Genomic DNA, 25650 nt, shown 5'->3' on the forward strand with positions numbered 1-25650 from the left:
TCCGTTGCGTGCGCCTGATGAGACATGTTGCGTAGAACGCATCAGATGCGACGATTCTCGAATCCGGCGGTACCCGCTGTCAACGTGAGAACGGCCTCAACGACGACTCTTCTCGCACCCGAAACATGCGGGTTACACAGCATGGGAGGCACGCGTTTTCCGGGCAGGCCGAGGCCCGGCGCGGTGCGGCGACCGGGGTCTCGTAAAGGCACTCAGGCGTCGATGACACCGGTCCGCAACCGCGATGGCTGCGTCAAGGGCGGGCGCGGCATCCTGTTCCGGAGTCCGACAGGCGGCGCACGATCGCATCGAGCTCACCCGCCCTCGAGATGCGCGTCGCGGCCAGATGCGGGATCGTGTCCTCGTCGGACGCGGCGCACTCGAGCGTCACGCCGACCGTATCGGCGAGGTCCTGCCCGGGCAGCGCCGTCACGCTCACGCCCGATCCCGCCGGGAGGTGGTGTCGCACCTGCTCGACGATCCCGGGATCGGAATGACCTCGACGCGGTCGGCGGTCAGCATTCGACCATGCTCACGTTCAGCGCGAGCCCGCCCTCGGCGGTCTCCTTGTACTTGTGGCTCATGTCCACGCCGGTGTCGCGCATCGTCTTGATGGCGGTGTCGAGCGACACGAGGTGCTCGCCGTCGGAGCGCACGGCCATGCGCGCCGACGTGATGGCCTTGACGGAGGCGATCGCGTTGCGCTCGATGCAGGGGATCTGGACGAGGCCGCCCACGGGGTCGCACGTCAACCCGAGATTGTGCTCGATGCCGATCTCGGCGGCGTACTCGATCTGCTCCGGTGTGCCCCCCAGCACCTCGGCCAGCCCTCCGGCCGCCATCGAGCATGCAGACCCCACCTCGCCCTGGCAGCCGACCTCGGCGCCCGAGATCGATGCGTTCTTCTTGAACAGCGTGCCGATCGCGGTGGCGGTGAGGAAGAAGCGCACCACTCCCTCATCGTCGGCGCCCGGCACGAAGCGCGTGTAGTAGTCCACCACGGCAGGGATGATGCCGGCGGCGCCGTTCGTCGGCGCGGTGACCACTCGGCCCCCGGCGGCATTCTCTTCGTTGACGGCGAGCGCGGCCAGCGTGACCCACTCCATCGCGTGCAGCGGGTCGTCCGTGCGTCCGGCCGCCTCCAGCTGCTCGCGCTGGAGCTCGCCCCGGCGGCGCACATTGAGACCGCCGGGCAGGATGCCCGAGGCGTGCGTGCCGTTGCGGATGCACTGCTGCATCACCGACCAGATCTGGAGGATGCCCACACGCAGCTCGTCGTCGGTGCGCGTGACCAGCTCGTTGGCGAGCACGATGTCACTGATGCGCAGTCCGGTGCGCCGCGCGGTGGCCAGCAGCTCGTCGCCGGTGTCGAACGGGTACGGCACCTCGACCTCGTCGACTGCCGCGGCAGGGCCTCGGGCTTCGTCCTCGTCGACGACGAATCCGCCGCCGATCGAGTAGTACTCGCGGCTGTCGAACAGCTCCCCGGCGTGGTCGAACACGTCGAAACGCATGCCGTTGGAGTGGAACGGCAGCCGCTCGCGCAGGTGCAGCACGACGTCGCGCTTGACGTCGAACGCGATGGCATGCGTGCCGCCGAGCTCGAGCGAGCCGACGGCCTGCGACGCCTCGAATCGCAGCTCGGCCTCGGCGGGGTCGATGAGGTGCGGCTGCTCGCCCTGCAGCCCCAGGATGACCGCTTTCAGGGTGCCGTGGCCGTGGCCGGTGAGGCCCAGGGATCCGAACAGCTGGGTCTCGATGCGCGCGACGCGCTCCAGCTGCCCGGCCTCCCTGAGCCGTTCCACGTAGGTGACGGCAGCTCGCATCGGACCCACCGTGTGCGAGCTCGACGGACCGATTCCGATCTTGAACAGGTCGAACACGCTGAGCGACACATCAGCCTCCGTGCGGCGCGGGGTACGCGAGAGGGTCTGCGAGCGCGTCGACGAGCCAGTCGGCCACGTACGGGGCGAACGACGTTCGCGCGATGAGCTCGACGCGGGACGCATCCGCCGAGCGCGACAGGAAGATCACGACCGCCTGCCCGAGCATGGCCTGGACGGCGGTGTCGCGCGGGAAGGCGCCCGGGTGCAGATCAAGTGCTGTCCCCTTCGCGAGCAGCGCCGCCACGTCTCCCTCGAGAAGGATCGAGATGCGCTGGCCCGACTGGTCCACGACCGCGCCCGCACCGGCGACGGCCGCGCGCAGCGAGGCCTCCAGCTCCGGCGTGCGCACCCGGTCGATCACGAGCCACTCGTCCGGACCGAGCCAGACGATCGTGCGGCCTTCCGCGGTCGTCACCGACGACAGCGGGCCGGGAAGGTCACCTCCGAGCGCGTCGCGCACCCTGTCGAGCGGGGCGCGCGCGGTGTCGAGCCGCAGGTTCAGCTGCACCGCGGGCGGCAGCACCTCGACGCGCACGGCATGAGACGCGTTCGCGAGCGACTCGATACGGGAATCCAGGATGCCGCGCCGGGCGAGCGGTGCGGTGGTCTTCGCCTCAGCCATCACGGCGGGCTCCTTCCGGGTCGAGCAGCACATGGCTGGTGATGGTGACCGGCACGGTGCGGCCGTCGACGACGGCGTTGACCTTCTCGCCGATGCGGCTGTGCCCGCCATCGAGGAGGGCGAGCGCGAACGTGCTCGACAGCGCCTTGCTGTCGTAGCTGGAGGTGACGAAGCCCTCCATCGGGACGGGCAGCGAGCCGAGGTCCACGGCCGAGACAAGCTGCGAGCCTTCGGGGATGAACGACCGGGGGTCGTCGGGCAGCAGTCCGACGAGCTGGCGGCGGTTCGGGTCCTGATTGGCGAGGCGGTCGAAGGAGCGCTTACCGATGAAGTCGACCTTCTTCTTCGACACCACCCACGACATCCCGAGATCCTGCGGTGTCACCGTGCCGTCGGTGTCCTGCCCGACGATCGGGTAGCCCTTCTCGGCGCGCAGCACGTGCATCGTCTCGGTGCCATACGGGGTGATGCCGTACGAGGCACCCGCGGCGATCAGCCGCTCCCACAGGTCGCGCCCGTACCAGCTCGCGGTGCTGACCTCGTAGGCGAGTTCACCCGAGAAGCTGACGCGTGCCAAGCGCACCGGCACGCCGCCGAGGTCGGTGTCGCGCCACGTCATGAAGGGGAACGCCTCGTTCGACACATCGACGCCGGGGAACAGGTCTCCGATGACCGCGCGCGAGAGCGGGCCCACGACGGGGAACGTGACGAGGTGCTCGGTGACCGACGTCAGGTAGACACGGAGCTCGGGCCACTCCGTCTGCAGCCATTCCTCGAGCCAGTCGAGGATCTTCGCGGCACCGCCCGTCGTCGTGTAGACGAGGAAGCGCTCCTCGTTCAGACGCAGCACGGTGCCGTCGTCGATCACCATGCCGTCGACTCCGCACATCACGCCGTAGCGGACCGAGCCGACCTTCAGGGTGCTCATCAGGTTGGTGTAGATGCGGTCGAGGAACTCGCCCGCATCGGGGCCCTGCACGTCGATCTTGCCCAGCGTCGAGCCGTCCATGATGCCGACGGCGTTGCGTGCGGCGACGGTCTCGCGTGCCACGGCGGCGTGGATGTCCTCACCCGGCTGCGGGTAGTACCACGGCCGCTTCCACTGCCCGACGTCCTCGAACTCGGCACCGCGACCGACGTGCCACTCGTGCACCGGGGTGATGCGCACAGGGTCGAACAGGTCGCCGCGGGCGCGGCCCGCGAGCGCCGCGAACGCGACCGGGGTGTACGGCGGGCGGAAGCGCGTGGTGCCGACGCCGGCGATCTTCTCGCCCGAGATCGCCGCGGCGATGCCCGAGGCGATGATGCTCGAGGTCTTGCCCTGATCGTGGGCCGTGCCGATCGTCGTGTAGCGCTTGATGTGCTCCACGGAGCGTAGGCCCGCGCCGATCGCGTGGGCGATGTCGGCAACCGTCGCGTCGCGCTGCAGGTCGACGAAGTGCGTCGTGAGGTCCTCCGGCTCGCCCGAGGGCACGTACCAGAGCACCGCACCCGGACCGTGGTCGACGTCCTCATCGGTGTCGGGGAGGTCGCCTTGCGCGGCGGAGAAGCCCAGCTCGGCTAGCGCCTCGGAGGCGACGCGGCGCGCGTCCTGGAGCACGTCGCGCAGCCCGAAGTGGCCCGCGGCCGAACCGGCCACGGCGATGCCGGGCAAGGTGCTGTCGGGCACGAACGCACCCAGACGCTCGTCGTAGCGGAGCGATCCGCCGGCCTGGCTGTAAAGGTGAACAGCCGGGTTCCAGCCGCCGCTGACCAGCAGCGTGTCGGCGGCGATGTCCTCCGTGACCCCGAAGGCCGTGCCGTTGAAGCGCGCGAAAGAGACCGACGCGACGCGCTCGTCGCCCGACGTCCCCGTGACCACGCTGCCGTGGTGGAGCGGGATGCGGCGCTCGGCGGCCCCATCGGTCCAGTTCGCGCCGATGACGGAACGTGTGTCGATGATGGCCGCGACGGCGACGCCGGCGTCGTGCAGGTCGAACGCGGCGCTGTAGGCGCTGTCGTTCGTCGTGAAGATGACGACACGCTCGCCGACCGCGACGCCGTAGCGGTGCAGGTACGTCCTCGCGGCGCCGGCCAGCATGATGCCGGGCCGGTCGTTGTCGGCGAACACCACGGGGCGCTCGTGCGAGCCCGCAGCCACGATGGTGCGCTGCGCGCGGATGCGCCAGATGCGCTGGCGGAGCGCGTCCGCGGGCGCGTCGCTGCCCAGGTGGTCCGTGCGCCGCTCGATGGCGAGCGCGAGCCCGTCGTCGTAGACGCCGAACACGGTCGTGCGCGGCAGCAGCGTGATGCCGAGTTCGCGGAGTTCCTGCACCGTGCGGACCACCCACTCCAAGGCGTCCGCGCCGTCGATGGCACGCGGGGTCGAGGGCAGCGAGCCGCCGAGCGCCGGCTTCTCGTCCACCAGTGCCACGCGCGCTCCGGCGCGGGCCGCTTCCACGGCCGCGACGAGACCGGCGGGCCCCGCACCGACGACGAGCACGTCGACGTGCAGGTGGGCGGAGTCGTACCTCGCCGGGTCGGGCTCGGTGGGGAGCACGCCCTGACCGGGCACACCGTGTGCGGCGATGCCGGGCGCGAGCTCGATCGTGGTGGCGAGCTGCATCGGGTCGGGGAACGGCGTGGTGATCTGGACGAGCCCGCTCGGGTCCTCGGGGCCGGCCGCGACGATGCCGCGCGCCCGGCCGAGCTTGATGCTCGTGGTGACCTGGTGGACGCCGTTGGCGAGCAGCGCCGACGCGAGCGTGTCTCCCGTGTAGCCGTCGATCGTGTCGCCCTCGAAGTCGAAGGACATGGGGCTGCGGCGGTCGATCAGACCGCCGGTCTCGGTGCGGTGTCGCTGGGTCATCGTGCTGCGCTTTCGAATTCGGCCGAGAGGAGCGAGGTGGAGTCGGGAGCGTCGGAGGCCGCGGCCTCGCCGGTGGCGAGAGCCGGGACGGTTCCGCCGATCGGATACACGGCGGCGAACCGGTACGTCACCGTGTCGCGCAAGGCGTTGAACCAGCGCCGGCAGCCGACGCTGTGCACCCAGCGCTCCGCGAAGAGTCCCTTGGTGTTGCTGCGGAAGAAGACGTAATGAGCCCACTCCGTGTCGTCGAGCGCTGCGGGCTCGGCCGGGTAGGGCACGTGGGCCTCGCCGCCGTACGAGAACTCGATCTCTTCGCGAGGTCCGCACCAGGGGCATTCGATGAGTTGCATGGTCTTTCCGTTCTGCGAGCGCTAGTGGGCGACGGCCGCGGCACCGTGTTCGTCGACGAGCCGGCCGGTGACGAAGCGGTCGAGGCTGAAGGGGGCGATCAGGGGGTGGGGGTCGCCGGTGGCGACGGTGTGGGCGTACGCCTCGCCGAGGCCCGGCGTCGCCTTGAACCCGCCCGTTCCCCAGCCGCAGTTGAGGAAGAGGTTCTCGTACGGCGTGGCGCCGACGATCGGCGATGCGTCGGGCGTGACGTCGACGACGCCCGCCCACGTGCGGAGCAGGTGGGCACGGGCGAACACCGGGAACAGCTCCACCGCGGCCGCCATTTGCCGTTCGATGATGTGAAAGGCGCCGCGCTGGCCGTACCCGTTGTACGAGTCCACGCCCGCACCCATCACGAGCTCGCCCTTGTGCGCCTGCGAGACGTAGACGTGCACGGCGTTCGACATCACGACCGTCGGGTGTACCGGCTCCAGCAGCTCGGAGACGAGCGCCTGCAGCGGGTGGCTCTGGATCGGCACCCGGATGCCGAGGGCGTCCGTCAACACCGACGTGTGGCCGGCCGCAGCGAGCGCGACGCGTCCGGCGGCGATGTCCCCGCGGTTCGTGCGGATGCCGGTGACCCGGTCGCCGTCGGTGAGGAAGCCGGTGACCTCGGTGTCCTGGATGAGGTGCACGCCGGCCTCCGCTGCCTTGCGCGCGAAACCCCACGCGACGTAGTCGTGCTTGGCGATGCCGGCTCGGGGCTGGTAGGTCGCGCCGAGCACCGGGTAGCGGATGTCCCAGGAGATGTTGACGAGGGGGCAGATCTCCTTGACCGTCGCAGCATCCACCCATTCCGCGTCCACGCCGTTGAGCTTGTTCGCCTCGACACGACGCCGGGAGTCACGGACGTCCTGCAGCGTGTGCGCGAGGTTCAGCACACCGCGCTGGCTGAAGAGGATGGGGTACTCGAGGTCGTCCTCCAGGCCCTCCCAGAGCTTGAGCGCGTGCTCGTAGATTCCGGCGCTCTCGTCCCAGAGGTAATTGGAGCGGATGATCGTGGTGTTGCGGGCCATGTTGCCGCCTGCGAGCCACCCGCGCTCCACGACGGCGACGTTCGTGATGCCGTGGTTCTTGACCAGGTAGTGCGCGGTGGCGAGGCCGTGGCCGCCGCCGCCGACGATCACCACGTCGTACGAGCGCTTCGGCTCGGGCGCGTCCCACAGGAACTTGGGGTGGTCGGGGAGCTCGGCACCGGGGGTGCGGGGCTGCTTCTCGTCAGTCATGGGTGGGTCACTCTCCGTAGCCGGGGTACAGCGGGAAGCGGTCGGCCAGCTCGCTGACCGTGGCACCGAGCTCGGCCAGGGCTGCCTCGTGGGTGTCGGGCTGCAGCACGCGGGCGATGACGTCGGCGACGATGCGGAACTCGTCGTCGCCGAAGCCGCGAGCGGCGAGCGCCGGCGTGCCGATGCGCACCCCCGAGCTGATCATCGGCGGGCGGGGGTCGAACGGGACGGCGTTGCGGTTCACGGTGATGCCGACCTCGTGCAAGCGGTCCTCGGCTTGCTGACCGTCGAGCTCGGACTTGCGGAGGTCGACCAACACGAGGTGGACGTCGGTGCCGCCGCTGACGACGCCGATGCCGGCGGCGGCGGCGTCTTCCTGGAGGAGGCGGTCGGCGATGATGGCGGCGCCGCGCAGCGTGCGCTCCTGGCGCTCGCGGAACTCCGGCTCGGCCGCGAGCTTGAAGGCCACCGCCTTGGCCGCGATGACGTGCTCGAGCGGCCCGCCCTGCTGGCCGGGGAACACCGAGCTGTTGAACTTCTTGCCGAGGTCGGCAGTGGCGAGGATCACGCCGCCGCGAGGACCGCCGAGCGTCTTGTGCGTCGTCGACGTGACGACGTGCGCGTGCGGCACGGGGTTGGGGTGCAGGCCGGTCGCGACGAGACCGGCGAAGTGCGCCATGTCGACCATGAGGTACGCGCCGACCAGGTCGGCGATCTGACGGAAGCGCGCGAAGTCGAGCTGACGGGGGTACGCCGACCAGCCGGCGACGATGAGCTGCGGGCGGTGCTCGAGAGCGAGTCGCTCGATCTCGTCGTAGTCGATGAGGTGGTCGTCCTCGCGGACGTGGTAGGCGACGGCGTTGTAGAGCTTGCCCGAGAAGTTGAGGCGCATGCCGTGGGTGAGGTGCCCGCCGTGCGCGAGGTCGAGGCCGAGGATGGTGTCGCCCGGCTTGATGAGTGCGAACATCGCCGCCGCGTTGGCCTGTGCCCCGGAATGCGGCTGCACGTTCGCGTACTCGGCGCCGAACAGGCCCCTCAGTCGGTCGATGGCCAGCTGCTCGATCACGTCGACGTTCTCGCAGCCGCCGTAGTAGCGACGGCCGGGGTAGCCCTCCGCGTACTTGTTCGTGAGCACCGACCCCTGCGCTTCGATCACGGCAAGGGGCGCGAAGTTCTCACTCGCGATCATCTCGAGCGTGCCTCGCTGCCGAGCGAGTTCTGACTGGATCGCTCCGAACACCTCGCTGTCGACGTCGCGCAACGGTGCGCTGAGGGTGGTCGCGGCGGTGGCGGCGGCGGTCGACGACATCTGCTCTCCTAGTCGTAAACAACTGATATATCTATTGCTGAGTCGATAGTATGGCGTTCGGGTCACCTCGTCAAACCGGATTGCCAAGGACGCCGGTGACCACCGGAAGGGGAAACGATGAACGGGCTCTCCGAAACCATCACGGAACGAGCGGCTCCGGATGCTGACGAGCTGGCGGGCCGCTCCTATGCGGAGTACGCCACCGCTGTGCTGCGGGATCGGCTCATCGTGCTGCACATCCCTCCGGGGGCCCCGATCAACGACGAGCGGATCGGGCGCGAGCTCGGCATCGGGCGCACGCCGGTGCGCGAGGCGCTTAAGCGCCTGGAGGCCGAGCACCTCGTCGCGGTGTACCCGCGCCGCGGCACCTTCGCCGCACCGGTCGACATCACCGATCTCGCGTCGGTCACCGAGATGCGCGCGCAACTCGAGCCTCTCGCCGCGTCACGCGGCGCCCGGTTCGCGACGCCTGGCCAGCGGCAAGCCATGAGCGATCTCGCCGAGGCGCTGGAGGCGATGGACCGCACCGACATGTCGGGGCTCGACCTGATGCGCTATGACCTCGATGTTCACCGCAGCATCTACGCCGCCAACGGCAACCCGCACCTTCAAGAGGACCTCATCAAGTACGACAACCTCGCTACGAGGATCTGGTGCCTGGTGCTCGACCGCCTCCCGGATGTGGGCGCCCATGTCGGCGAGCACGTCGACCTTCTCCGCGCGATCGTGGCGGGGCGAGCCGAGGACGCCGCCAATCTCGCCCACGATCATGTCATCGGCTTCGAGCAACTGATCCGTTCGGTGATCTAGCCGGACGGTTCCAACGGGTTTGCCCGGTCACCTCGTGGATGCCCGCACCTCCGCGGGGGCTCGGCCCGTCTCGGCGCACGGATGCCGTGCTGTTGTGATTGACGGTTCACGAGGAGGGCGCTGCGCTCGTCGTGACGCAAAGCGCTGAATAGATCTTGAAGACATCGAATCTCTGTCCCTTCAAGTGGGACAAGAAACCCTGGTCAGCCGAGGTTATTCTGTAGCAGGAGCGGGGCTTGAACCCGCGACCTCACGATTATGAGTCGTGCGCTCTCACCAACTGAGCTACCCTGCCATGCGCATCCAGCGGTCACGTGATGGATGCTGCGAGCCCCGAGTCAGGATTGAACTGACGACCCCTTCCTTACCATGGAAGTGCTCTGCCACTGAGCTATCGGGGCGTGCTGCCCTCACGCGGGCAACTAGAAGAGAATACCAGAGGCGCGGCATCCTTCCGAACCGACTCAACCCACCGTGTGGGTCCCGTCGGTGTGCTGCTGCAGCCACGGCCACGGGTCGATGGCGGTGGTGCCGTTCTGCAGGATCTCGAAGTGCGTGTGGGCGCCGTACGAGCGTCCGGTGTTGCCGGTGCGGCCGATGACCGTTCCGACCGTGACGTGCTGACCGGGGGTCACCTGCAGCGAGCCGTACTGCATGTGCGCGTAGTGGCTCGAGACGAGTTCGCCGTCGACGATGTGGTCGATGATCACGTGCACGCCGTAGGGGCCGCCCGCCTCGGAGGCGACGCGAACGGTGCCATCGGCGATGGCCTGCACCGGCGCGCCGTTGCCGGGTGTGAAGTCGATGCCCTCGTGCATGCGACCCGAGCGCATTCCGAACCCGTACGACATCGTCACACCGACCGCGAAGGGCCACTGGATGTTCGAGCTGGGGTTGTTGTGGAAGAGGTTCGAGAAGTTCTGGATGCCGGCCTCGGACGCGAGCTGTGCCGTGGTCGTCGTCGTGTAGTTCTCGGTGCGCTGCAGGGTGTCGTTCTGGGCGTCACCCGGAGCGACGTACGCCTGGATCTCCGCCTCGTCGATCACGGGCGCGGAGTGACCAGCCGCCACGAGCGACAGCGGGGCGTCGGTGCCGTTGGCGGCGGCGACGGCTTCGGCCGGCGTGGTCATGCCGACGGCCATCAGACCGACGATGCCGAAGACGCCGATCGAGAACGACGCGGTCGCGACGCGCTTGAAGGATGCTCCGCGACGGGCGTGGGCGCGGCGGGGAGCGGCGTGCGTCGCACCCTCCGTCTCGGCCTCGGGCTCGGCCTCAGCAGCCGCCTCGGCCTCCCCGACGCCCTCCTGCACCGGCGTCTCGCCCGTGAAGGAGAAGAGGCGTGCGGCGGCTTCGAACTCGTCGACTCCGGATGCGGCGGGCTGGGGGATCGGGCCGGTGAGCGGCTCGATCCGCTCGGTGCGCGGGCGCTCCTGCCGCTCACGCGAAGCGGCGGGCTCGGCCTCGACCCGGTCGGCGGCCTGCTCCGCGGGGCGGACGTCGACCTCCGTGGCGGTCGCCGCGGCCGCAACGACTGACTCGGCGGCCAGGATCTTCGCAAACGTATCGGCGATCCATGCGCCGGTGCCGGAGGATGCCGCGCCTTCGGCCTGCTCGTCGTCGGGCGTCGCCTCGGAGGGTGCCGCGGCGGCCTCCTCGGCGACGGCGGGCTCGAGGAGCTCGAACGGCTCTGCCGGCGCGAGGACGGTGTCGAGGAGCGGCGCCGGCTCGTCGCGCGTCGGCAGCTCGGCCTCGAACGCCGGGGCCATGCGCTCGGGCTCGGCGGGAGCGACCGACGCGATCGCAGGCACGGCGACGGCCGGCTGCTCGGCGCGCTGCGCGCGACGGGAGCGTCGGGTCGTCGGCTGAGCCGATTCTGCGGCCAGGACGGCGGATGCCGCGCCCGGCTGCGGACGGGCGGGTGCCGGAGCCGGCTCGATCACGGGCACAGAGGGTGCGGAAGCCTTGAGCGGCGACGGCGCCGAGACCTCAACGGAGGACGGCGCGGGCGCGCTCACGCGGCCCCACACGACCGCCGGGCGCTCCGGAGCAGTGCCCGCCGCCTGACGCCGTGCCGTCGCGCGGCTCGCACCCAGGGTCTCCGTGGTCGCCTGGACAGGCGTTGCGGAGGGGCGGCTCGACCGGCGCGTGGGCGCAGGTTCAGCCTGGGGTGCGTCGAAAGGCAAAGCGGAGTCGGGCTCTCGGGTCGTGCCGCGAGGGGGGCTGCGCGGCAAGGCGGGCGTTCGGGCTATGACCACCTCCGCCGTTCGGGCAGCGAAGGTAACGATCGGGTAAACACTACCCTGGGCATTCTGGGAATGCCATGTACGGCTCGGATTTCACCCGGTGTGCTTCATGAGGATTCGATGAGAAGTCAGTGCTCATCGCAGGCCGGCGGCATCGGCGAGCCGGTCGAAGATCGCCGGCGTCGCGGCGACCACGAGGGGTGCACGGGGCCCGCCGTCCGGCTCGGCACGGCCGAAGCGCCCGCCCGCCTCGGCCACGATGAGCGAACCGGCGCCGAGGTCCCACGGAGCGAGACCTCGTTCGAAGTAGCCGTCGAGGCGACCCGCTGCGACGTACGACAGATCGAGCGCGGCCGACCCGCCGCGGCGCAGATCGCGCGCGAGACCGGGCATCACTCTGCCGATGAGCTCGAGGTCGCCGGGCCGGGTGGCCGGGTCGTATCCGAAGCCGGTGCCGAGCAGTGCACCCGCCGGCCCGACCTCAGGGTTCACCGCGAGGCGGTCGGCGCCCAGCCACGCCCCCTCGCCGCGGACGGCGTGGAAAAGCTCCCCGAGAACCGGCGCGTAGACGACGCCCGCCAGCGCCTCCCACGCGTCGGGCGTGGGCTCTCCGCGGACGGCGACGATGCTGACGGAATAGAAGGGGATGCCATAGGCGTAGTTGACCGTGCCGTCGATGGGGTCGACGACCCAGGTCACACCGGTCGACCCGGGCTCGGCGCCGGTCTCCTCGCCGAGGAAGCCGTCATCCGTCCGCGCCTCGTTCAGGCGGGTGCGGATGAGGGCCTCCACCTCGCGATCCGCCTCCGTGACGATGTCGGCGAGCGCCGATTTCGTGGCCGCGATGGCCACGCCGGCGTCACGGCGCTTCCGCGCGAGCTCTCCGGCCTCCCGGGCGATGTCGATGGCGACGGACTCCAGGTCATGCTCGAGGCTCATGACTCCACGCTAGACCGGCGCGGCGCGGGCAAGCGACGCGCCCGGGCGCCGTCCCGCCGCGCGAAGGCGTCCGCTCGCTACCGTGGGGCCATGCCCGACGCAGCCCGCTCCCCCGTCTACGACGTCGCCATCGTGGGCGGCGGCCACAACGCCCTCGTCGCTGCCGGCTACCTGGCGCGTGCCGGACGCTCGGTCGTCGTCCTCGAGAAGCTCGACCACGTCGGTGGAGCCGCCGTCTCGGAGCGGCCGTGGGCCGGCGTCGACGCGCGGCTGTCGCGGTACTCCTACCTCGTGAGCCTGCTCCCCCGCAGCATCGTCGACGACCTGGGACTCGGCATCCGTCTGCTCCGCCGCCGGTACTCGTCGTACACGCCCGATCCGGCCGATCCCACGCGCGGCGTGCTGGTCGATACGGCGGATGCTGCCGCCACCGCGGACTCGTTCGCCCAGGTCACCGGCAGCACCGCCGAGGCGGAGAGGTTCGCGGACTTCTCGGAGCGGATCGCGCCCGTCGGCCGGCTGCTCTTCCCCTCGATGACGGAACCGCTGCGACGCGCGGCGGCCGTGCGCGGCGACCTCGGCGACGACGACCTGTGGGGCGAGCTCGTCGAGCGCCCGCTCGGCGAGCTGCTGCGCTCGTCGCTCGACACCGACATCGCGCGCGGCATCGCGCTCACCGACGGGCTGATCGGCACCTTCGCCACGGCCGACGACGAGAGCCTGCGGCAGAACCGCTGCTTCCTGTACCACGTCATCGGCGGGGGCACCGGGCACTGGGACGTGCCGGTGGGCGGCATGGGGTGCGTGACGGCCGAGCTGTCCCGGGCCGCCCGCGACGCCGGTGCCGAGCTGCGCACCGACAGCGAGGTGGTGGCCCTCGCGCCCGATGGCGAGATCACAGTGGCGGGCGGCGCGAGGGTGCACGCCCGCCTGGTGCTGAGCGGGGTCGGGCCGGCGGTGCTGACCCGGCTCCTCGCGGCGGCCGGAGCGGCCGAACCCGCGGCACCGGGCCCGGCGCCCGAGGGCGCACAGCTCAAGGTCAACATGCTGCTGCAGCGGCTCCCCCGCCTGCGCGATGCGCGGGTGGCCCCCGAGGCGGCGTTCGCGGGGACGTTCCACGTGAACGAGACCCTGTCGCAGCTCGACGCGGCGCACGCGACGGCGCTGAGCGGCGGCATCCCCGATCCCCTCCCCGCGGAGATCTACTGCCACTCGCTGACCGACCCCACGATCCTCGGCGCCGAGCTTCGAGAGTCGGGGGCGCACACGCTGACGCTCTTCGGCCTGCAGGTGCCGCATCGCCTTCTGGAAGGACGGGATCCGGATGCTGCGCGCACGGCGCTCCTCGACGCGGCTCAGCGCTCGCTCGACGCGGTGCTGGCGGAGCCGATCGCGGACTGCGTCTACGTCGCGCCGGACGGCACGCCGTGCGTGGAGGCGCGGACGACCGCCGACCTGGAGCAGTCGCTCGGCATGGTGGGCGGCGACATCTTCCACGGTCCGCTCTCGTGGCCGTGGGCGGGCGACGACGAGCCGCTGGACACCCCGGCGCAGCGCTGGGGCGTGGCGACGCCGCATCCCGCCGTCCTGCTCTGCGGCTCCGGCGCACGCCGGGGAGGGGCGGTCAGCGGCCTCGGCGGGCACAACGCGGCGATGGCCGCCCTCGAGCTTCTCGTCCGCTGACCGGGGGGCGAGGCTCGGGCGCCTGATCCGGGAGCGAGGCTCGGGGGCGGTGCCCGGCTGGTGTCGCCGGCAGCCTCTACGGGCGCGGGGGCAGCGGCGGAGGCGGCGGGTAGCCCTCGTAGCCGGGGGCGACCCTCGTCTGGGGAGGTGCCGCCTGCGCATCGCCGGGAACCTCCGCCGCCGGAGCGGCCGGCGACTCGGCCGGGGCGGCGTGCTCGATCGCGTGGAAGACGTGGGCTCCGGGCGACGGGTAGCCGGTGTAGTACGCGTTCCAGTCGGGCGAGCCGTCGGGAAGCATCGGCAGCGGCGTCACGCCGTCGACGTACGACGGCCACGGCAGCAGTTCGTGGGCGGCCGGGGCCGCTCCCGCAGACGGCGCCGCCGCGGCGGCGAGCGGCGGAGTCGCGACGTGGGCGCGCGGCCTCTTCGGTGCGAACAGCAGGTTCACCAGCGGCACGATCGCCGTGCCGACCGCGGCCAGGATCGCGACGGCGATCACGATGCGCCAGTACAGCTCGGCCAGGAACAGCCACTCCCCGAACGCCAGAGGGATGATGAGCAGTGCTGCCAGCGCGACCACGAGCGAGATGGTGACGATGTAGATCGTTCGTGTGAACGGCGTGTCGTAGCGCTGGAACGCCTTGGTGTAGAGGCGCACGTGCAGCAGCACGAGCTGCAGGATCAGGACGATCAGCAGGAACTGGATGAACCGCGAGTAGCCGAGCCACGGGAAGCGCTCGGGCATCCAGATCATGATCGCGCCGAGGAGGAGCGCGATGATCCACGACGCCATGCTCGCCAGCGCGAACCAGGCGGGCCGTCGCGGCGCGAGGTGGGCGTCGAGGATCGCGACGCCGGCGAAGCCGACGAGCAGCAGGATCGTGAGGAAGGCCCGCCCGATGAGCCCGTTCTGCGAGCCGACGAGCACCCAGACCACGCAGACGATCGCGGCGGCGATCAGGGCCCCGATCGCGACCCAGACGGCGGCCCGCAGCAGCGGCGACAGGGAGCCGTCCGTGCGCGCGTGCTCCGGCGTGGGAACGGACGTCGCATACGGGTCGGGCGCGGTCATGGCGTTCCTCTCGTGGCGCGGGCGGAAGGCCCGCACGCCCATCCTGACACGGCCGCCCCGCCCGAACCACGAAGCGCCCCACGAGGGGGCGCTTGCAAGTGGTGGCGAGTGAGGGATTCGAACCCCCGAAGTCTAAGACGGCTGATTTACAGTCAGATCCCTTTGGCCGCTTGGGTAACTCGCCAGGCGCGCCCGTCCGACTTTTCCAGACGACCGGAGGCGCGATCCACAATCTTACGCGTAGATCCCCGAGGTCAGAAATCCCCTGGTCTACGTGCCGATCTGATCGAGATCGAGTCGGTCGAGAGCATCCGGCGTGCGCAGGAGCGCGCCCTCGAAACGGCAGGTCGCGGCCGCGGCATCCATCGCGATATGCAGCACCGCCTCCCACTCGTCCTCGCCCGACGGGACCCCGGCGACGAGCGCCGCCGCAGTGGCGGCGAACGCGGCATCGCCCGCGCCCATCGTGTCGACGATGCGGCCGGGGAGATTCGAGATCGGACGTGTCACGACGACGTCACCCGCCTCGACGCTGGCACCCGCGGCGCCCTCGGTGGCGAGCACGGCCTTGGCCCCGAGGTCCGCCAGGCGAGCGCGCACCGCGTCGAGGCGGTCGTCGTACAGCAGCGCCGCGTCGTCCTCGCCGACCTTCACCAGCGCCGCGCCCGCCGCGAGCTTCTCGAAGCCGCGCACGAACTCGGCCTTGTCGCGCAGCATCCCGGTCCGCGGATTCGGATCCACGGCGACGGGAGCGCCGGCCTCCGCGACCGCGGCGGCCAGCTCCTCCGCCTGCTCGACGTCGTCGAACGCGAAGCAGCTGACGACGACGAGGTCGGCATCCTTCATCGCCTGGCGCTCGGCCTCGCCGAAACGGATGCGCCGCTTCTGCGACGCCTCGTTGAACTCGTACACCGGCTCGCCGCCACCCGAGCGGGTGCTGACCGCCCGAGCCGTGCCGAGCAGCGACGGGGTCGCGATGAGCTGCACGCCGAAGTCTTCGAGATAGTGCCGGATCCGAGACGCGGGCTCGTCGTCGCCGAGCATCGCGACAAGGGTCGCCGGCACGCCGAGCCGCGCGAGGCCCACCGCGACGTTGAGCGCCGCCCCCCCGACGAACTCGCGCACGCCGTGGTCGTCGCGCAGCTCGTCGATCAGGGCATCGCCCACCACCACGACGCTCATCGCCGCACCCCCGCGGTCTCGAGCACGCGCCCGAAGAAGGCCTCGGTGCGCCGGCGGGTGCCGTCGATCTTGAGGTCGACGCTCGCGCGCACCTCGTTCGGGGCCAGCGGGGCTGCCAGGCGCACGTTCTCGTGACACGACAGGTCGGCGCAGATGTAGGTGCCGACGCTGTCGCCGTGCGCCCCGGCCTCGCCGGCCTTCCGCGCCGTGTACATGACGACCTGAGCCGCCGGCTGCATGGTGTGGCACAGGTTGCACATCGCCGTCCGCGCGTGCGACGAGCCGTCGGCACCCCGCAGCACGATTCCCGCGACCTCACCGTCGATCTCGGTGACGAGATAGCCCCGGCCGCGCGTGCGCGGGTCGCGCCACGCCAGGAAGTCCAGGTGGTCCCAGTCGGTCAGCACGAAGTCGGCGGGCAGAGTGACGAGCCGCAGCTCGTCGGGCGACGCGTTCACGAACGACGAACGCACATCTTCTTCGGTCAGTGGGCGCATGGCACCTCCTCGCCCGCCCAGTCTACGAATGACGGATGCCTCCGCCACCCCGACGCGCACCACCGGCGGAGGCTCAGCCCTTCGTCGCGCCCGCCGTGAGGCCGCCGACGATGTAGCGCTGGAGCAGCAGGAACAGCACCACGACGGGGATCGCCGCCATCACGGCGCCTGCCGAGAAGGCCGACCAGTCGGCGTAGCGGGGGTTCGACACGAGCTTCGTGAGGCCCACGACGAGGGTCTGCTTCTCGGGGTCGATCAGCATGACGCTCGCGATGACGTATTCGTTCACGATGCCGATGAACGCCAGCAGGCCCACGACGGCGAGGATCGGGGCGACCAGCCGCAGGATGATGGTGAAGAAGATGCGCGCGTGCCCGGCGCCGTCGATCTTGGCCGCCTCGTCGAGCTCCTTCGGGATCGTGTTGAAGAAGCCGTACATCAGGTAGGTGTTCACGCCCAGGGCGCCGCCGAGATAGATGAGGATCAGGCCGGACAGCGTGTTCAGGCCGATCGCCGGGAACCAGTCGCCGATCGAACTCATCATGAGGAAGATCGCGACGACGGCCAGCAGCTGCGGGAACATCTGAACGACGACGATCGTGATGAGGCCGACCCGGCGCCCGGCGAAGCGCATGCGCGAGAACGCGTAGGCGGCGAGCGCGCCGAGGAAGACCATCGTGAAGCCGGTGATCAGCGCGACGATGAGCGTGTTCAGGAACCACATCGGGTACGGCACCTTGGGATCCGTCAGGATCCTCACGTAGCTGTCGAAGCCGATCTGCGAGAACAGCTGGTTGCTGCCGGTCAGCGTGCCGTGGGGGTTGAGCGACGCGGAGAGCACGTACAGCAGCGGGAAGATCGCGAAGATCGACACGACGATGGCGACCACGTGCCGCCATCCGGTGTCCGCGAACCAGCGACCGAAGGTCCTGCGGCGGACGGCCATCTCCTGAGAGTCGGACATGTCAGTTCAGCTCCTCGAGTGCCTTGGTCTTGCGGAAACTGACGATCGCGATGGTCGCCACGACGATGAAGATGAGGATCGTGAAGGCCGAGGCCAGTCCGTAGTCACGGTTCTGACCGGTGAACGCCACCTTGTAGACCATCGAGATCAGGATGTCGGTGTGCCCGACGGGGATCGACACGTCGGCGAAGCGCGGCCCGCCGCCCGTGAGCATGTAGATCAGGTTGAAGTTGTTGAAGTTGAACGCGAACGACGCGATCAGGAGCGGCGTCACCGTCACCAGCAGCAGCGGCAGCTTGATGCGGCGGAAGATCTGCCAGGGACTGGCGCCGTCCATGACGCCGGCTTCGCTGACCTCCTCGGGAATGCCCTGCAGCGCCCCCATGCACACGAGGAACATGTAGGGGAAGCCGAGCCAGAGGTTGACGATCAGCACCGAGATCTTCGCGAGCAACGGGTCGGTGAGCCAGGGGATCTCGGCTCCGCCGAAGATCACCTGGTTGATGAAGCCGAAGCTCTCGTTCATCATGCCGGCCCAGATGAGTGCCGAGAGGAACGCGGGGAACGCGTACGGCAGGATCAGCATGATCCGGTAGCCGTTCTTGAAGCGCATGCGCTTGTTCTGGAACAGCAGCGCCAGCAGCAGCCCGAGGAAGAACGTCGACGCGACGGAGATCGCGGCGAAGACGAACGTCCACGCGGTCACCGCGAGCAGCGGTCCGCGGATCGAGGTGTCGGTCAGCGCCCGGACGAAGTTGTCGAACCCGACGAAGACCTGCCAGCCGGGAAGCAGCTGCTCACCGGATTCGGCGGTGAACGCTCCCTCGCCCGTGTCGGCGTAGACGACTCCCGTGGTGGTGTCGGTCATCGTGTCGGCGGCGGGATCGTACAAGAGCGTCGACGTGTACAGGTAGCCCTTCTGACCGTCCTGAGTGCGGATCGCCCCGTCGTTGGGGTCGTCGCTGTAGGCGACGGCGAGTTCTTCCACCTCGTTGCTGCGCGCCAGCACATCGGCGAACGTCAGCGTCGTCCATCCCTCGACGGCGACCGCCTTGCCGCCTTCCATGGTGGCGTCGACGGGCTGAAGGGGCTGGGAGTTGGTGCCGAGGGACGTCTCACCATCGGTCGGATCGGTCACGAGCAGTCCGAGTTCGCCGAACTGCTCCACCACGGTGACGTCGTACGTCGGCGAATCCTCGACGCGGACGAGCGACGACCGCATGAGCGAGGCGACCGCCTGATCCTTCGAGCCGTTGTGACCCGTGCCGTAGTTGGTGAAGCCGATGTACGCCGTGTACGTGAGCGTGAAGATCTGGAAGACGATCAGCAGGATGATGCCCGGCGCGAGGTATTTGGCCGGGATCTGCTTGCGCGAGAAGTAGATCCAGTTGACGAGGACGGTGACGGCCGCCACCACCGCCAGCACGAGCCATTCGCTGTGGAGGAACAGCACGAACACGGCGTACAGCGCGACGGCGTCGACCACAGCCAGCAGGGCGATCTTCGCGATCAGCCAGCGCAGGCGGCCGCCGGCGGCGTCGGCCGTGCGAGCGGCGCTGCGCTGACGCGGCGTCTGGGCTGCGGCCTTCTCGTCGGTCTCGGGGGTGAGAGTCTGGGTCATGGTCGTCCTCGTCATCGGGACCGGGACGGATGCCGCGGCATCCGTCCCGGTCGCCTGTCGCGGTCGCGAGACCGCTGGGGGGCTTACTTGATGGCCGCGCTCACGTCGTCGGTGAGCTTCTGCCACGTCGCCGTCGGGTCGGCGCCGTTGATGATGGCCGCCTCGGCCACGCCCCAGAACTGCCACACCGCACCCATGGCCGGGATCGCGGGCATCGGCACCGCGTCAGCGCCGACGGCCTGGAAGCCGGCGATGATCGGGTCGGCTGCCGCGGTGTCGGCCGCCGCAGTGAGGGCCGGAAGCACGTTGCCCGCCTTGAACAGCTCGAGCTGCACGTCTTCGGTGCCGATGTAGTTGACGAGGAAGTCGTTCGCGGCGACCTTGTTGTCGGACTCGGAGCTCACGAAGAAGCCCTTCACGCCGGCGAACGGCGAGGCCACGGCCCCGGTCGGGCTGGGGACCGGGTCGATCGCGACGTTGATGCCGGCGTCGGTGGCGGTGCCGACGTTCCACGGGCCGGTGAGCCAGAACGCGGCCTCGCCCTCGAGGAACTTGGTCTTCGCGATGTCGCCGTCGATGTCGGTGTTGAAGTTGCCGGCCGCGCCCTGCGCGCCGAGCCAGTTCGCGAACTCGAAGCCGCCCGCGCTGCCGAGCTGCAGGTCGGTCGGGTCGTAGTTGCCCTCGGCGTCGGTGCCGAACACCGGGGCGCCGAACGCCGTCTGGAACGGGTACAGGTGGTACGGGTTGCCCTCGGCGCCCTGCTCGACGACGAACGGGGTGGTGAGGCCGGCGGCCTGTCCCTTCGCGATCATGTCGTCGAAGCTGGTGGCGGCCTCCGGGATGAGGTCGGCGTTGCGCAGGATCGCGATGTTCTCCACCGCGTACGGGAGCATGTAGGTGGTGCCCTCGTAGTTCGACGCCTGCAGCGCGACCGGGAGGTAGTCGGCCGAGGTGTCGCCGAGCTCGATCGGGGCGACGACGCCGTTGGTCGACAGCTCGCCGAGCCAGTCGTGCGCGCCCATGACGACATCCGGGCCCTTGCCGGTCGGCGCCTGCTGGATGAAGTCGTCCTTGATCGTGCTGACGTCCTTGCCGACCAGGTCGACCTTGACGCCGGTCTTGTCGCTGTACGCGTCGGCGGCGCCCTGGAGCGCGTCCACACGCTCGGAGTCGACCCACACGGTCAGCGTCGACGTGGCGTCGCCCTCGTCGGACGAACCTGCGTCTGCGCCGCCGCTTGCGCAGCCGCCGAGCACGATCGACGCGACGGCGAGACCGCCGAATGCGAGCCAGCTCTTCTTGTTCACCTTCATCGGTGCAGTGCCTCTCTGGAGTGCTGAGTGAGTCCGGCCGCACTGCCGGTCGCGACGGTGCGGGCTCGACTCTCGCCTGCGATTGCAAGCGCTTACATTTCTAAGCGACCAAGACGCATATGGCAAGGCGGGGTTCTGATCGATATCTCGTCGTGATGATTCGCCGCTGACTTGGAATCGCTTGCACGCTGATCCGGTCGCCGACCCCAGGTCGCGGCATCCGTCTCTCTCCGTGCTGACGGGGCCGCCGATAGACTGCGGAGCATGGCAGATTCCTCGTTCGACATCGTCAGCAAGGTCGACCACCAGGAGGCGGAGAACGCCCTCAACCAGGCGCGCAAAGAGATCGAGCAGCGCTACGACTTCAAGGGCACGGGCGCCTCTGTCGAATGGAGCGGTGAGTCGGTGCTCATCAAGGCGAGCACCGAGGAGCGCGCGAAGGCGGTGCTCGACGTCTTCCAGTCCAAGCTCATCAAGCGCGGCATCTCTTTGAAGAGCCTCGAGTCGGGCGAGCCCTTCGCGAGCGGCAAGGAGTACCGGATCGTCTCGACGATCAAAGACGGCATCTCTTCGGAGAACGCGAAGAAGATCTCGAAGATCATCCGCGACGAGGGCCCGAAGTCGGTCAAGTCGCAGATCCAGGGCGACGAGCTGCGCGTGCAGTCGAAGTCGCGCGACGACCTGCAGGAGGTGCAGCGCCTGCTGAAGGCCGCCGACCTCGACGTCGACCTCCAGTTCGTCAACTACCGCTGACGCCTGTTCAGGTGCCGCAGAACGTGCGATGCGGTGGGCTCCCCGTCGGGGCCGGCCGCGCGAACCGCCGGTACTCACTCCCCGGGCGCTCGGTGTAGGGGTCGCCGAGGAGTTCGACGAGCCGCTGGAACGGTACGAGGTCGCCCTCGGTCGCCTGGTCCAGCGCCTCTTCGACGATGTGGTTCCGGGCGATGTAGTGGGGATTCACCGCACGCATCCTCCCGGCGTCGGGCCTTAGCGCGCGCCACCGCACCAGCCACGCATCGAACTGCGGCACCGGTCCGAGGAATCGATCTCGAACCGCTCGCTCGTCGCCCTCGGCCGCCGTGGCGAGGTCCCGCCAGAAGCCCGTGAAGTCAACGCTGTGCTCGGCGAGCAGCGCGAGAGCACCGTCGGCGAGCGCGACGGCGTCGGCCGATCCGATCCCTGCATCGAGCCCCAGCTTCGCCCGGAAGGCGTCGGCCCAGCGTCGCCGGTATTGCGCATCGAATCCGTCGACGATCTCGGCGGCGACCGCCTCCCCCGCTGTCTTCTCGTCCGCGAGCAGCGGCGCCAGCGCCTCGCCGAGTCGCTCCAGGTTCCACTTCGTGATCGACGGCTGCTTGTCATACGCGTAGCGCCCGAACCGATCGATCGAGCTGAAGGAGGCGCCCGGCTCATAGGCGTCCAGGAAGGCGCACGGTCCGTAGTCGATTGTCTCGGCGGCTACGAGCACGTTGTCGGTGCTGAGCACGCCGTGCACGAAGCCGACGCGCATCCAGTCCGCGGTAAGGGCGGCGACGGCACCGACGACCTCCTGGAGGAGAGCCCGATACGGATGCCGCGCCCCGGCCGCCTGCGGATGATGACGCGCGATGACATGGTCAGCGAGCCGGCGCAGCAGCGCCACGTCCCCCTGGGCGCGCACGTACTCGAACGAGCCGAAGCGCACGTGGCTGGGCGCTGTTCGGGCGAGAACAGCTCCGGGCAGGACGACGCCGTCGAGCTCTCGGTCTCTGCCCGTGGCGACCACCGCGAGCATGCGAGTGGTGGGTATTCCGAGGGCGTGCAGGGCCTCGCCCATCAGGAACTCACGGAGCATCGGCCCCACGACCGCGTATCCGTCGACGCGCGACAGCGGGGTCGGCCCGATGCCCTTCAGATGCACATCTCGCAGCCGGCCGTGGCTGTCGCGACGCTCGCCGAGAAGCGCGGCGCGCCCATCGCCCAGCACCGGCGTGAAGACGCCCCACTGGTGCCCGGCGTACAGCTGGGCGACGGGCGACCGACCCGCCGGAGCCGACTCCCCGGTGAGGAAGCGGATGCCGTCGGCGGAGGCGAGGTAAGCGGGGTCGAGGTCCAGGTCGCGCGCGACCTCCTCGTTCAGCGCGAGGAGCCGCGGGTCGGGAGGCCGCACCGGGATGACGGGCTGGGACAGCTCGGGGAACGACTCGGCCCACGTCTGCTCGAGCCTCGGCGCCCCGGCGGCCCGAACGACGGTGGCGCTCGTCCAGATGCTCGACATGCCCCCATGCAAGCCGATGGCATGGGGACCAGCACCTCCGATGACCTCGTGCGCCGCCGTATGACGGCGCGTTTCCTCGTGTTTCATTCCGACTCTGCTCCGGCCGGGGAGCCGCGCCTACCGTCGGGCCATGACCGCTCTCCCGAGTGCCTCCGCGACCGATCAGCAGCCCACGACGCGTTCGATCGGCGGCGCGATCTCCCCGGTGGAGTTCCGCACGCTCTTCCGTGGGCACCCCAGCGGCGTCGCCGTCATCACGGCGACGGGGCCGGGCGGTCCGGTCGCGCTCACCGCGTCGTCCGTGTCGTCGGTGAGTGCCGATCCGCCCCTTCTGGTGTTCTCGGTGTCGTCGATCTCCTCGTCGACGCCCACGATCCTCGCCGCCGAGTCGGTGGTCGTGCATCTGCTCGACGCCGACGACATCGATCTCGCGCGGCTGGGGGCGACGAGCGGCGTCGACCGCTTCGCCGACTCCGAGTCGTGGGCGCCTCTTCCCACCGGCGAGCCCGTCTTCCGCGGCGTGCGCGCATGGGTGCGTTGCGCCGTGGTCAGCCGGATGGATGCCGGCGGCTCGACGGTCATCGCCGCACATGCGGTGCAGGCCCACATCGCCCGGGAGGAGACCGACACCGCCCGGGGCGGTGCCCTCGTCTACCACAACCGCGGCTGGCATCGGCTCGGCGACCACTCCCGCGTCGGCTGACGCTCGCGGACCACCGCGTGTGATCCGCAGCGGCCGAGGCCGCAGCATCCGTTCCCCTTCCATCCTTCGAGGAGCACCACCCATGAACACCACGCTGAACACCGACCTCGACCGCGCGCGGTTCGGACGCGAATGGGAGGAGTGGCACCGCCACCATGAGACGCGGCGCGCCGACTCCCTCGGCTTCTTCGCGATCACGGGCCTCCACTGGCTCGGCAGCGACCCGATCGCTCTTCCCGGGGCGCCCGGCACCTGGCGTCTCGGCGACGGCGGCGTGGTCGCCCAGCTCGCAGAGGCGGAGAGCCTGACGCTGGAGGGCGAGACGATCACCGGCACGCACGCCTTCGGCCCGATCGCCGAACGGGGCAGCGTCACCCCCACCTTCACAGACGGCGACGTCGCCGGCGCGGTCGAGATCGCGATCCGCGGCGGGCACACCATCCTGCGCCCCCGACGGGCCGATCACCCGTTCCTCGCGGAGTATGCGGGCACCCCGACCTACGTGCCGAACCCGCGCTGGCGCGTCGCCGCGCGCTTCGTCCCGTTCGACGCCCCGCGGCCGACGGAGGTCGGCGCCGCGGTCGACGGGCTCACGCACGTGTACGACGCCCCCGGGGTACTCGAATTCTCGTGGCGCGGCGAGGAATTCGCGTTGACCGCCTTCGAGGGCAAGGCCCCCGGCTCCCTCCTCGTCCTGTTCACCGACGCGACGAGCGGGATCACCACCTACGCCGCGAACCGGTCAGTGGCGGTCGACGCCCCGGACGCCGGCGGCTGGACCACGGTCGACTTCAACCGTGCCGTCAACCTGCCGTGCGCGTACACCGACTTCGCCACATGCCCGCTGCCGCCGGAGGGCAACCGCCTGCCGATCGGCATCGAGGCCGGCGAGAAGAAGCCGCTCGCCCGGGTCGTCTCGAGCGCCGAGCTCGTGGCGCCGGGGGTGGCCGCATGAGGTTCCAGCTGCTCGACATCATCCCGTACCGCGCCGACCCGATCACGGGGCGGCAGGTCTCGCCCTCCGAACGCTTCGCCGAGACCCTGCAGCAGGCGATCCGCGCCGAGGAACTGGGGCTGGATGCCGTGGCCATCGGCGAACGCCATGCCGGGCACTTCATCTCCTCGTCGCCGACGGTACTGCTGGGTGCGATCGCGGCGCAGACGCGCAGCATCCGCCTCAATTCCGGCGTGACGGTGCTCTCAGTACTGGATCCCGTGCGCGTCGCCGAGGACTACGCGACCATCGACCAGCTCTCCGGCGGCCGGCTCGACATCACGATCGGCAAGGGCAACGAGGTCGCGCAGTTTCCGCTGTTCGGCCTCGACATCGACGACCAGTGGGAGCTGCTCGCCGAGAAGTACGAGCTGCTGCGGACGCTCTGGCGCGAGGAGGACGTCACCTGGCCGGGCACGGAGTTCACGCGGCCGCTGTCGGGCGTGACGACCCTGCCGCGGCCGTTCGCGGGCGCGCCCCGCGTGTGGCACGGATCTGCGACGACGCTCTTCTCCGCGGGGCTCGCAGCGCGCTTCGGCGACCCGCTGTTCAGCGCGAACGCCATCCAGCCGCTCGAGAACTACGGCGTGCTGGTCGACCACTACCGCTCGGAGTACGCACGGCACGGCCATGATCCGGCGGGCGCGTTCGTCGCCGCGGGCTCGGGAGCGCTCTTCATCGCCGACACGACGCAGGAGGCGATCGCGCAGTACGGCCCCGTGTACAACGCGATCGTGGCCGCCACCAACGTGCCCGGCAACAACACCCCGTTCCGCGACATCGAGCACGCCGTCGCCGAAGGCCCGGCCCTCGTGGGCACCCCGCAGCAGGTGGTCGACAAGATCGCGCGGTTCCACGGACGCCTCGAGCACGACCTGCAGTCGATCAGCCTGCCTACGACGGTGCCGTTCGCGCAGCAGCTCGAGATCCTCGAGCGGTTCGCGCTGGAGGTCGCGCCGGTGCTGCGGCGGGACTTCCCGACGGCGCTGTGGACGGATGCCGACCCGCTCGGTCGGCGGGAGCGCGAGCTCGCGACCGCATGAGCTGCGGGTGACGGATCAGAGCGCGTCGAGCGGGCGCCGGCGAAA

The 25650-nt window shown here is 70.1% G+C and carries 22 protein-coding genes and 3 tRNA genes; 6 read left to right on the forward strand and 19 right to left on the reverse strand.

The window, feature by feature from the left end; translation table 11 throughout:
- Positions 1-253: 253 nt before the first annotated feature.
- From ACN9MP_RS14580 to glyA, 7 genes are read right to left on the reverse strand one after another with little or no spacing between them, the layout of a single operon-like run.
- Positions 254-469 carry a hypothetical protein gene (locus tag ACN9MP_RS14580; protein ID WP_426321306.1) on the reverse strand — a complete coding sequence of 72 codons (216 nt, stop codon included), beginning with the start codon at positions 467-469 and terminating at the stop codon, positions 254-256.
- Positions 470-515: 46 nt separating this feature from the next.
- The gene (locus ACN9MP_RS14585) at positions 516-1895 is read right to left on the reverse strand and encodes an L-serine ammonia-lyase (RefSeq protein WP_426321308.1); all 1380 of its coding nucleotides are present in this window, start codon (positions 1893-1895) and stop codon (positions 516-518) included.
- Between the two features lies 1 nt (position 1896).
- On the reverse strand, positions 1897-2508 hold the full coding sequence (locus ACN9MP_RS14590) for a sarcosine oxidase subunit gamma (protein WP_426321310.1): 612 nt from the start codon (positions 2506-2508) through the stop codon (positions 1897-1899).
- Positions 2501-5356, reverse strand: coding sequence for a 2Fe-2S iron-sulfur cluster-binding protein (locus tag ACN9MP_RS14595; RefSeq protein ID WP_426321312.1), 2856 nt, complete (start codon positions 5354-5356; stop codon positions 2501-2503). The genes ACN9MP_RS14590 and ACN9MP_RS14595 overlap by 8 nt, the downstream gene beginning before the upstream one ends.
- Positions 5353-5706, reverse strand: a complete 354-nt coding sequence (locus tag ACN9MP_RS14600; protein WP_426321314.1) for a sarcosine oxidase subunit delta — start codon at positions 5704-5706, stop codon at positions 5353-5355. Before ACN9MP_RS14600 ends, ACN9MP_RS14595 begins: the two co-directional genes overlap by 4 nt.
- 21 nt (positions 5707-5727) lie before the next feature.
- On the reverse strand, positions 5728-6972 hold the full coding sequence (locus ACN9MP_RS14605; RefSeq protein ID WP_426321316.1) for a sarcosine oxidase subunit beta family protein: 1245 nt from the start codon (positions 6970-6972) through the stop codon (positions 5728-5730).
- A 7-nt stretch (positions 6973-6979) separates the two neighbouring features.
- Positions 6980-8281: a serine hydroxymethyltransferase gene (glyA, locus tag ACN9MP_RS14610; RefSeq protein WP_426321317.1), complete on the reverse strand. Its 1302-nt coding sequence runs from the start codon at positions 8279-8281 to the stop codon at positions 6980-6982.
- 117 nt (positions 8282-8398) lie between these two features.
- Between glyA and ACN9MP_RS14615 the strand changes: the two genes are divergently transcribed.
- A complete protein-coding gene (locus ACN9MP_RS14615) occupies positions 8399-9091 on the forward strand; it encodes a GntR family transcriptional regulator (protein WP_426321319.1) in 693 nt (230 codons plus the stop codon).
- 221 nt (positions 9092-9312) lie between these two features.
- Here the strand turns inward: ACN9MP_RS14615 and ACN9MP_RS14620 are convergent.
- From ACN9MP_RS14620 to ACN9MP_RS14635, 4 genes are all read right to left on the reverse strand, one after another.
- Positions 9313-9386, reverse strand: a tRNA-Met gene (locus ACN9MP_RS14620).
- A 34-nt stretch (positions 9387-9420) separates the two neighbouring features.
- Positions 9421-9492 (reverse strand) — tRNA-Thr (locus ACN9MP_RS14625).
- 63 nt (positions 9493-9555) lie between these two features.
- Positions 9556-11034, reverse strand: a complete 1479-nt coding sequence (locus ACN9MP_RS14630) for a M23 family metallopeptidase (protein WP_426321320.1) — start codon at positions 11032-11034, stop codon at positions 9556-9558.
- Between the two features lie 438 nt (positions 11035-11472).
- Positions 11473-12276, reverse strand: a complete 804-nt coding sequence (locus ACN9MP_RS14635) for an inositol monophosphatase family protein (RefSeq protein ID WP_426321322.1) — start codon at positions 12274-12276, stop codon at positions 11473-11475.
- Positions 12277-12366: 90 nt separating this feature from the next.
- Between ACN9MP_RS14635 and ACN9MP_RS14640 the strand changes: the two genes are divergently transcribed.
- Entirely contained in the window at positions 12367-13959 is a 1593-nt protein-coding gene (locus ACN9MP_RS14640) for a phytoene desaturase family protein (RefSeq protein WP_426321324.1), read from the forward strand.
- A 76-nt stretch (positions 13960-14035) separates the two neighbouring features.
- Here the strand turns inward: ACN9MP_RS14640 and ACN9MP_RS14645 are convergent, their stop codons facing one another.
- The 7 genes from ACN9MP_RS14645 to ACN9MP_RS14675 all read right to left on the reverse strand — a co-directional run bounded on the left by ACN9MP_RS14645 (position 14036) and on the right by ACN9MP_RS14675 (position 20608).
- Positions 14036-15031: a hypothetical protein gene (locus tag ACN9MP_RS14645; RefSeq protein WP_426321326.1), complete on the reverse strand. Its 996-nt coding sequence runs from the start codon at positions 15029-15031 to the stop codon at positions 14036-14038.
- A gap of 99 nt (positions 15032-15130) precedes the next feature.
- Positions 15131-15215: transfer RNA gene (locus ACN9MP_RS14650), tRNA-Tyr, on the reverse strand.
- An 86-nt stretch (positions 15216-15301) separates the two neighbouring features.
- Entirely contained in the window at positions 15302-16213 is a 912-nt protein-coding gene (locus tag ACN9MP_RS14655; RefSeq protein WP_426321328.1) for a PfkB family carbohydrate kinase, read from the reverse strand.
- Positions 16210-16710, reverse strand: a complete 501-nt coding sequence (locus ACN9MP_RS14660; RefSeq protein ID WP_426321330.1) for an FBP domain-containing protein — start codon at positions 16708-16710, stop codon at positions 16210-16212. The genes ACN9MP_RS14655 and ACN9MP_RS14660 overlap by 4 nt, the downstream gene beginning before the upstream one ends.
- A 73-nt stretch (positions 16711-16783) precedes the next feature.
- A complete protein-coding gene (locus tag ACN9MP_RS14665) occupies positions 16784-17674 on the reverse strand; it encodes a sugar ABC transporter permease (protein ID WP_426321331.1) in 891 nt (296 codons plus the stop codon).
- A 1-nt stretch (position 17675) separates the two neighbouring features.
- Positions 17676-19295, reverse strand: a complete 1620-nt coding sequence (locus ACN9MP_RS14670; RefSeq protein WP_426321333.1) for an ABC transporter permease subunit — start codon at positions 19293-19295, stop codon at positions 17676-17678.
- Between the two features lie 83 nt (positions 19296-19378).
- Positions 19379-20608 (reverse strand): sugar ABC transporter substrate-binding protein, encoded by a 1230-nt coding sequence (locus ACN9MP_RS14675; RefSeq protein WP_426321335.1) that lies wholly within the window; start codon positions 20606-20608, stop codon positions 19379-19381.
- Positions 20609-20872: 264 nt separating this feature from the next.
- Here ACN9MP_RS14675 and ACN9MP_RS14680 point away from each other — a divergent pair, with 264 nt between their 5' ends.
- Positions 20873-21361 (forward strand): YajQ family cyclic di-GMP-binding protein, encoded by a 489-nt coding sequence (locus tag ACN9MP_RS14680; protein WP_203580225.1) that lies wholly within the window; start codon positions 20873-20875, stop codon positions 21359-21361.
- A 7-nt stretch (positions 21362-21368) separates the two neighbouring features.
- Here the strand turns inward: ACN9MP_RS14680 and ACN9MP_RS14685 are convergent, their stop codons facing one another.
- Positions 21369-22865: a protein adenylyltransferase SelO gene (locus ACN9MP_RS14685; protein ID WP_426321337.1), complete on the reverse strand. Its 1497-nt coding sequence runs from the start codon at positions 22863-22865 to the stop codon at positions 21369-21371.
- 130 nt (positions 22866-22995) lie between these two features.
- On the opposite strand from ACN9MP_RS14685, the gene ACN9MP_RS14690 reads away from it, so the two are divergent.
- The 3 genes from ACN9MP_RS14690 to ACN9MP_RS14700 all read left to right on the forward strand — a co-directional run bounded on the left by ACN9MP_RS14690 (position 22996) and on the right by ACN9MP_RS14700 (position 25605).
- Positions 22996-23568, forward strand: a complete 573-nt coding sequence (locus ACN9MP_RS14690; protein WP_426321339.1) for a flavin reductase family protein — start codon at positions 22996-22998, stop codon at positions 23566-23568.
- Between the two features lie 82 nt (positions 23569-23650).
- On the forward strand, positions 23651-24523 hold the full coding sequence (locus ACN9MP_RS14695) for a DUF1684 domain-containing protein (RefSeq protein ID WP_426321341.1): 873 nt from the start codon (positions 23651-23653) through the stop codon (positions 24521-24523).
- Positions 24520-25605 (forward strand): LLM class flavin-dependent oxidoreductase, encoded by a 1086-nt coding sequence (locus tag ACN9MP_RS14700; protein WP_426321343.1) that lies wholly within the window; start codon positions 24520-24522, stop codon positions 25603-25605. Before ACN9MP_RS14695 ends, ACN9MP_RS14700 begins: the two co-directional genes overlap by 4 nt.
- Positions 25606-25650: the final 45 nt, after the last annotated feature.

The organism is Microbacterium sp. E-13 (genome assembly GCF_049912955.1).
GTDB lineage: Bacteria > Actinomycetota > Actinomycetes > Actinomycetales > Microbacteriaceae > Microbacterium.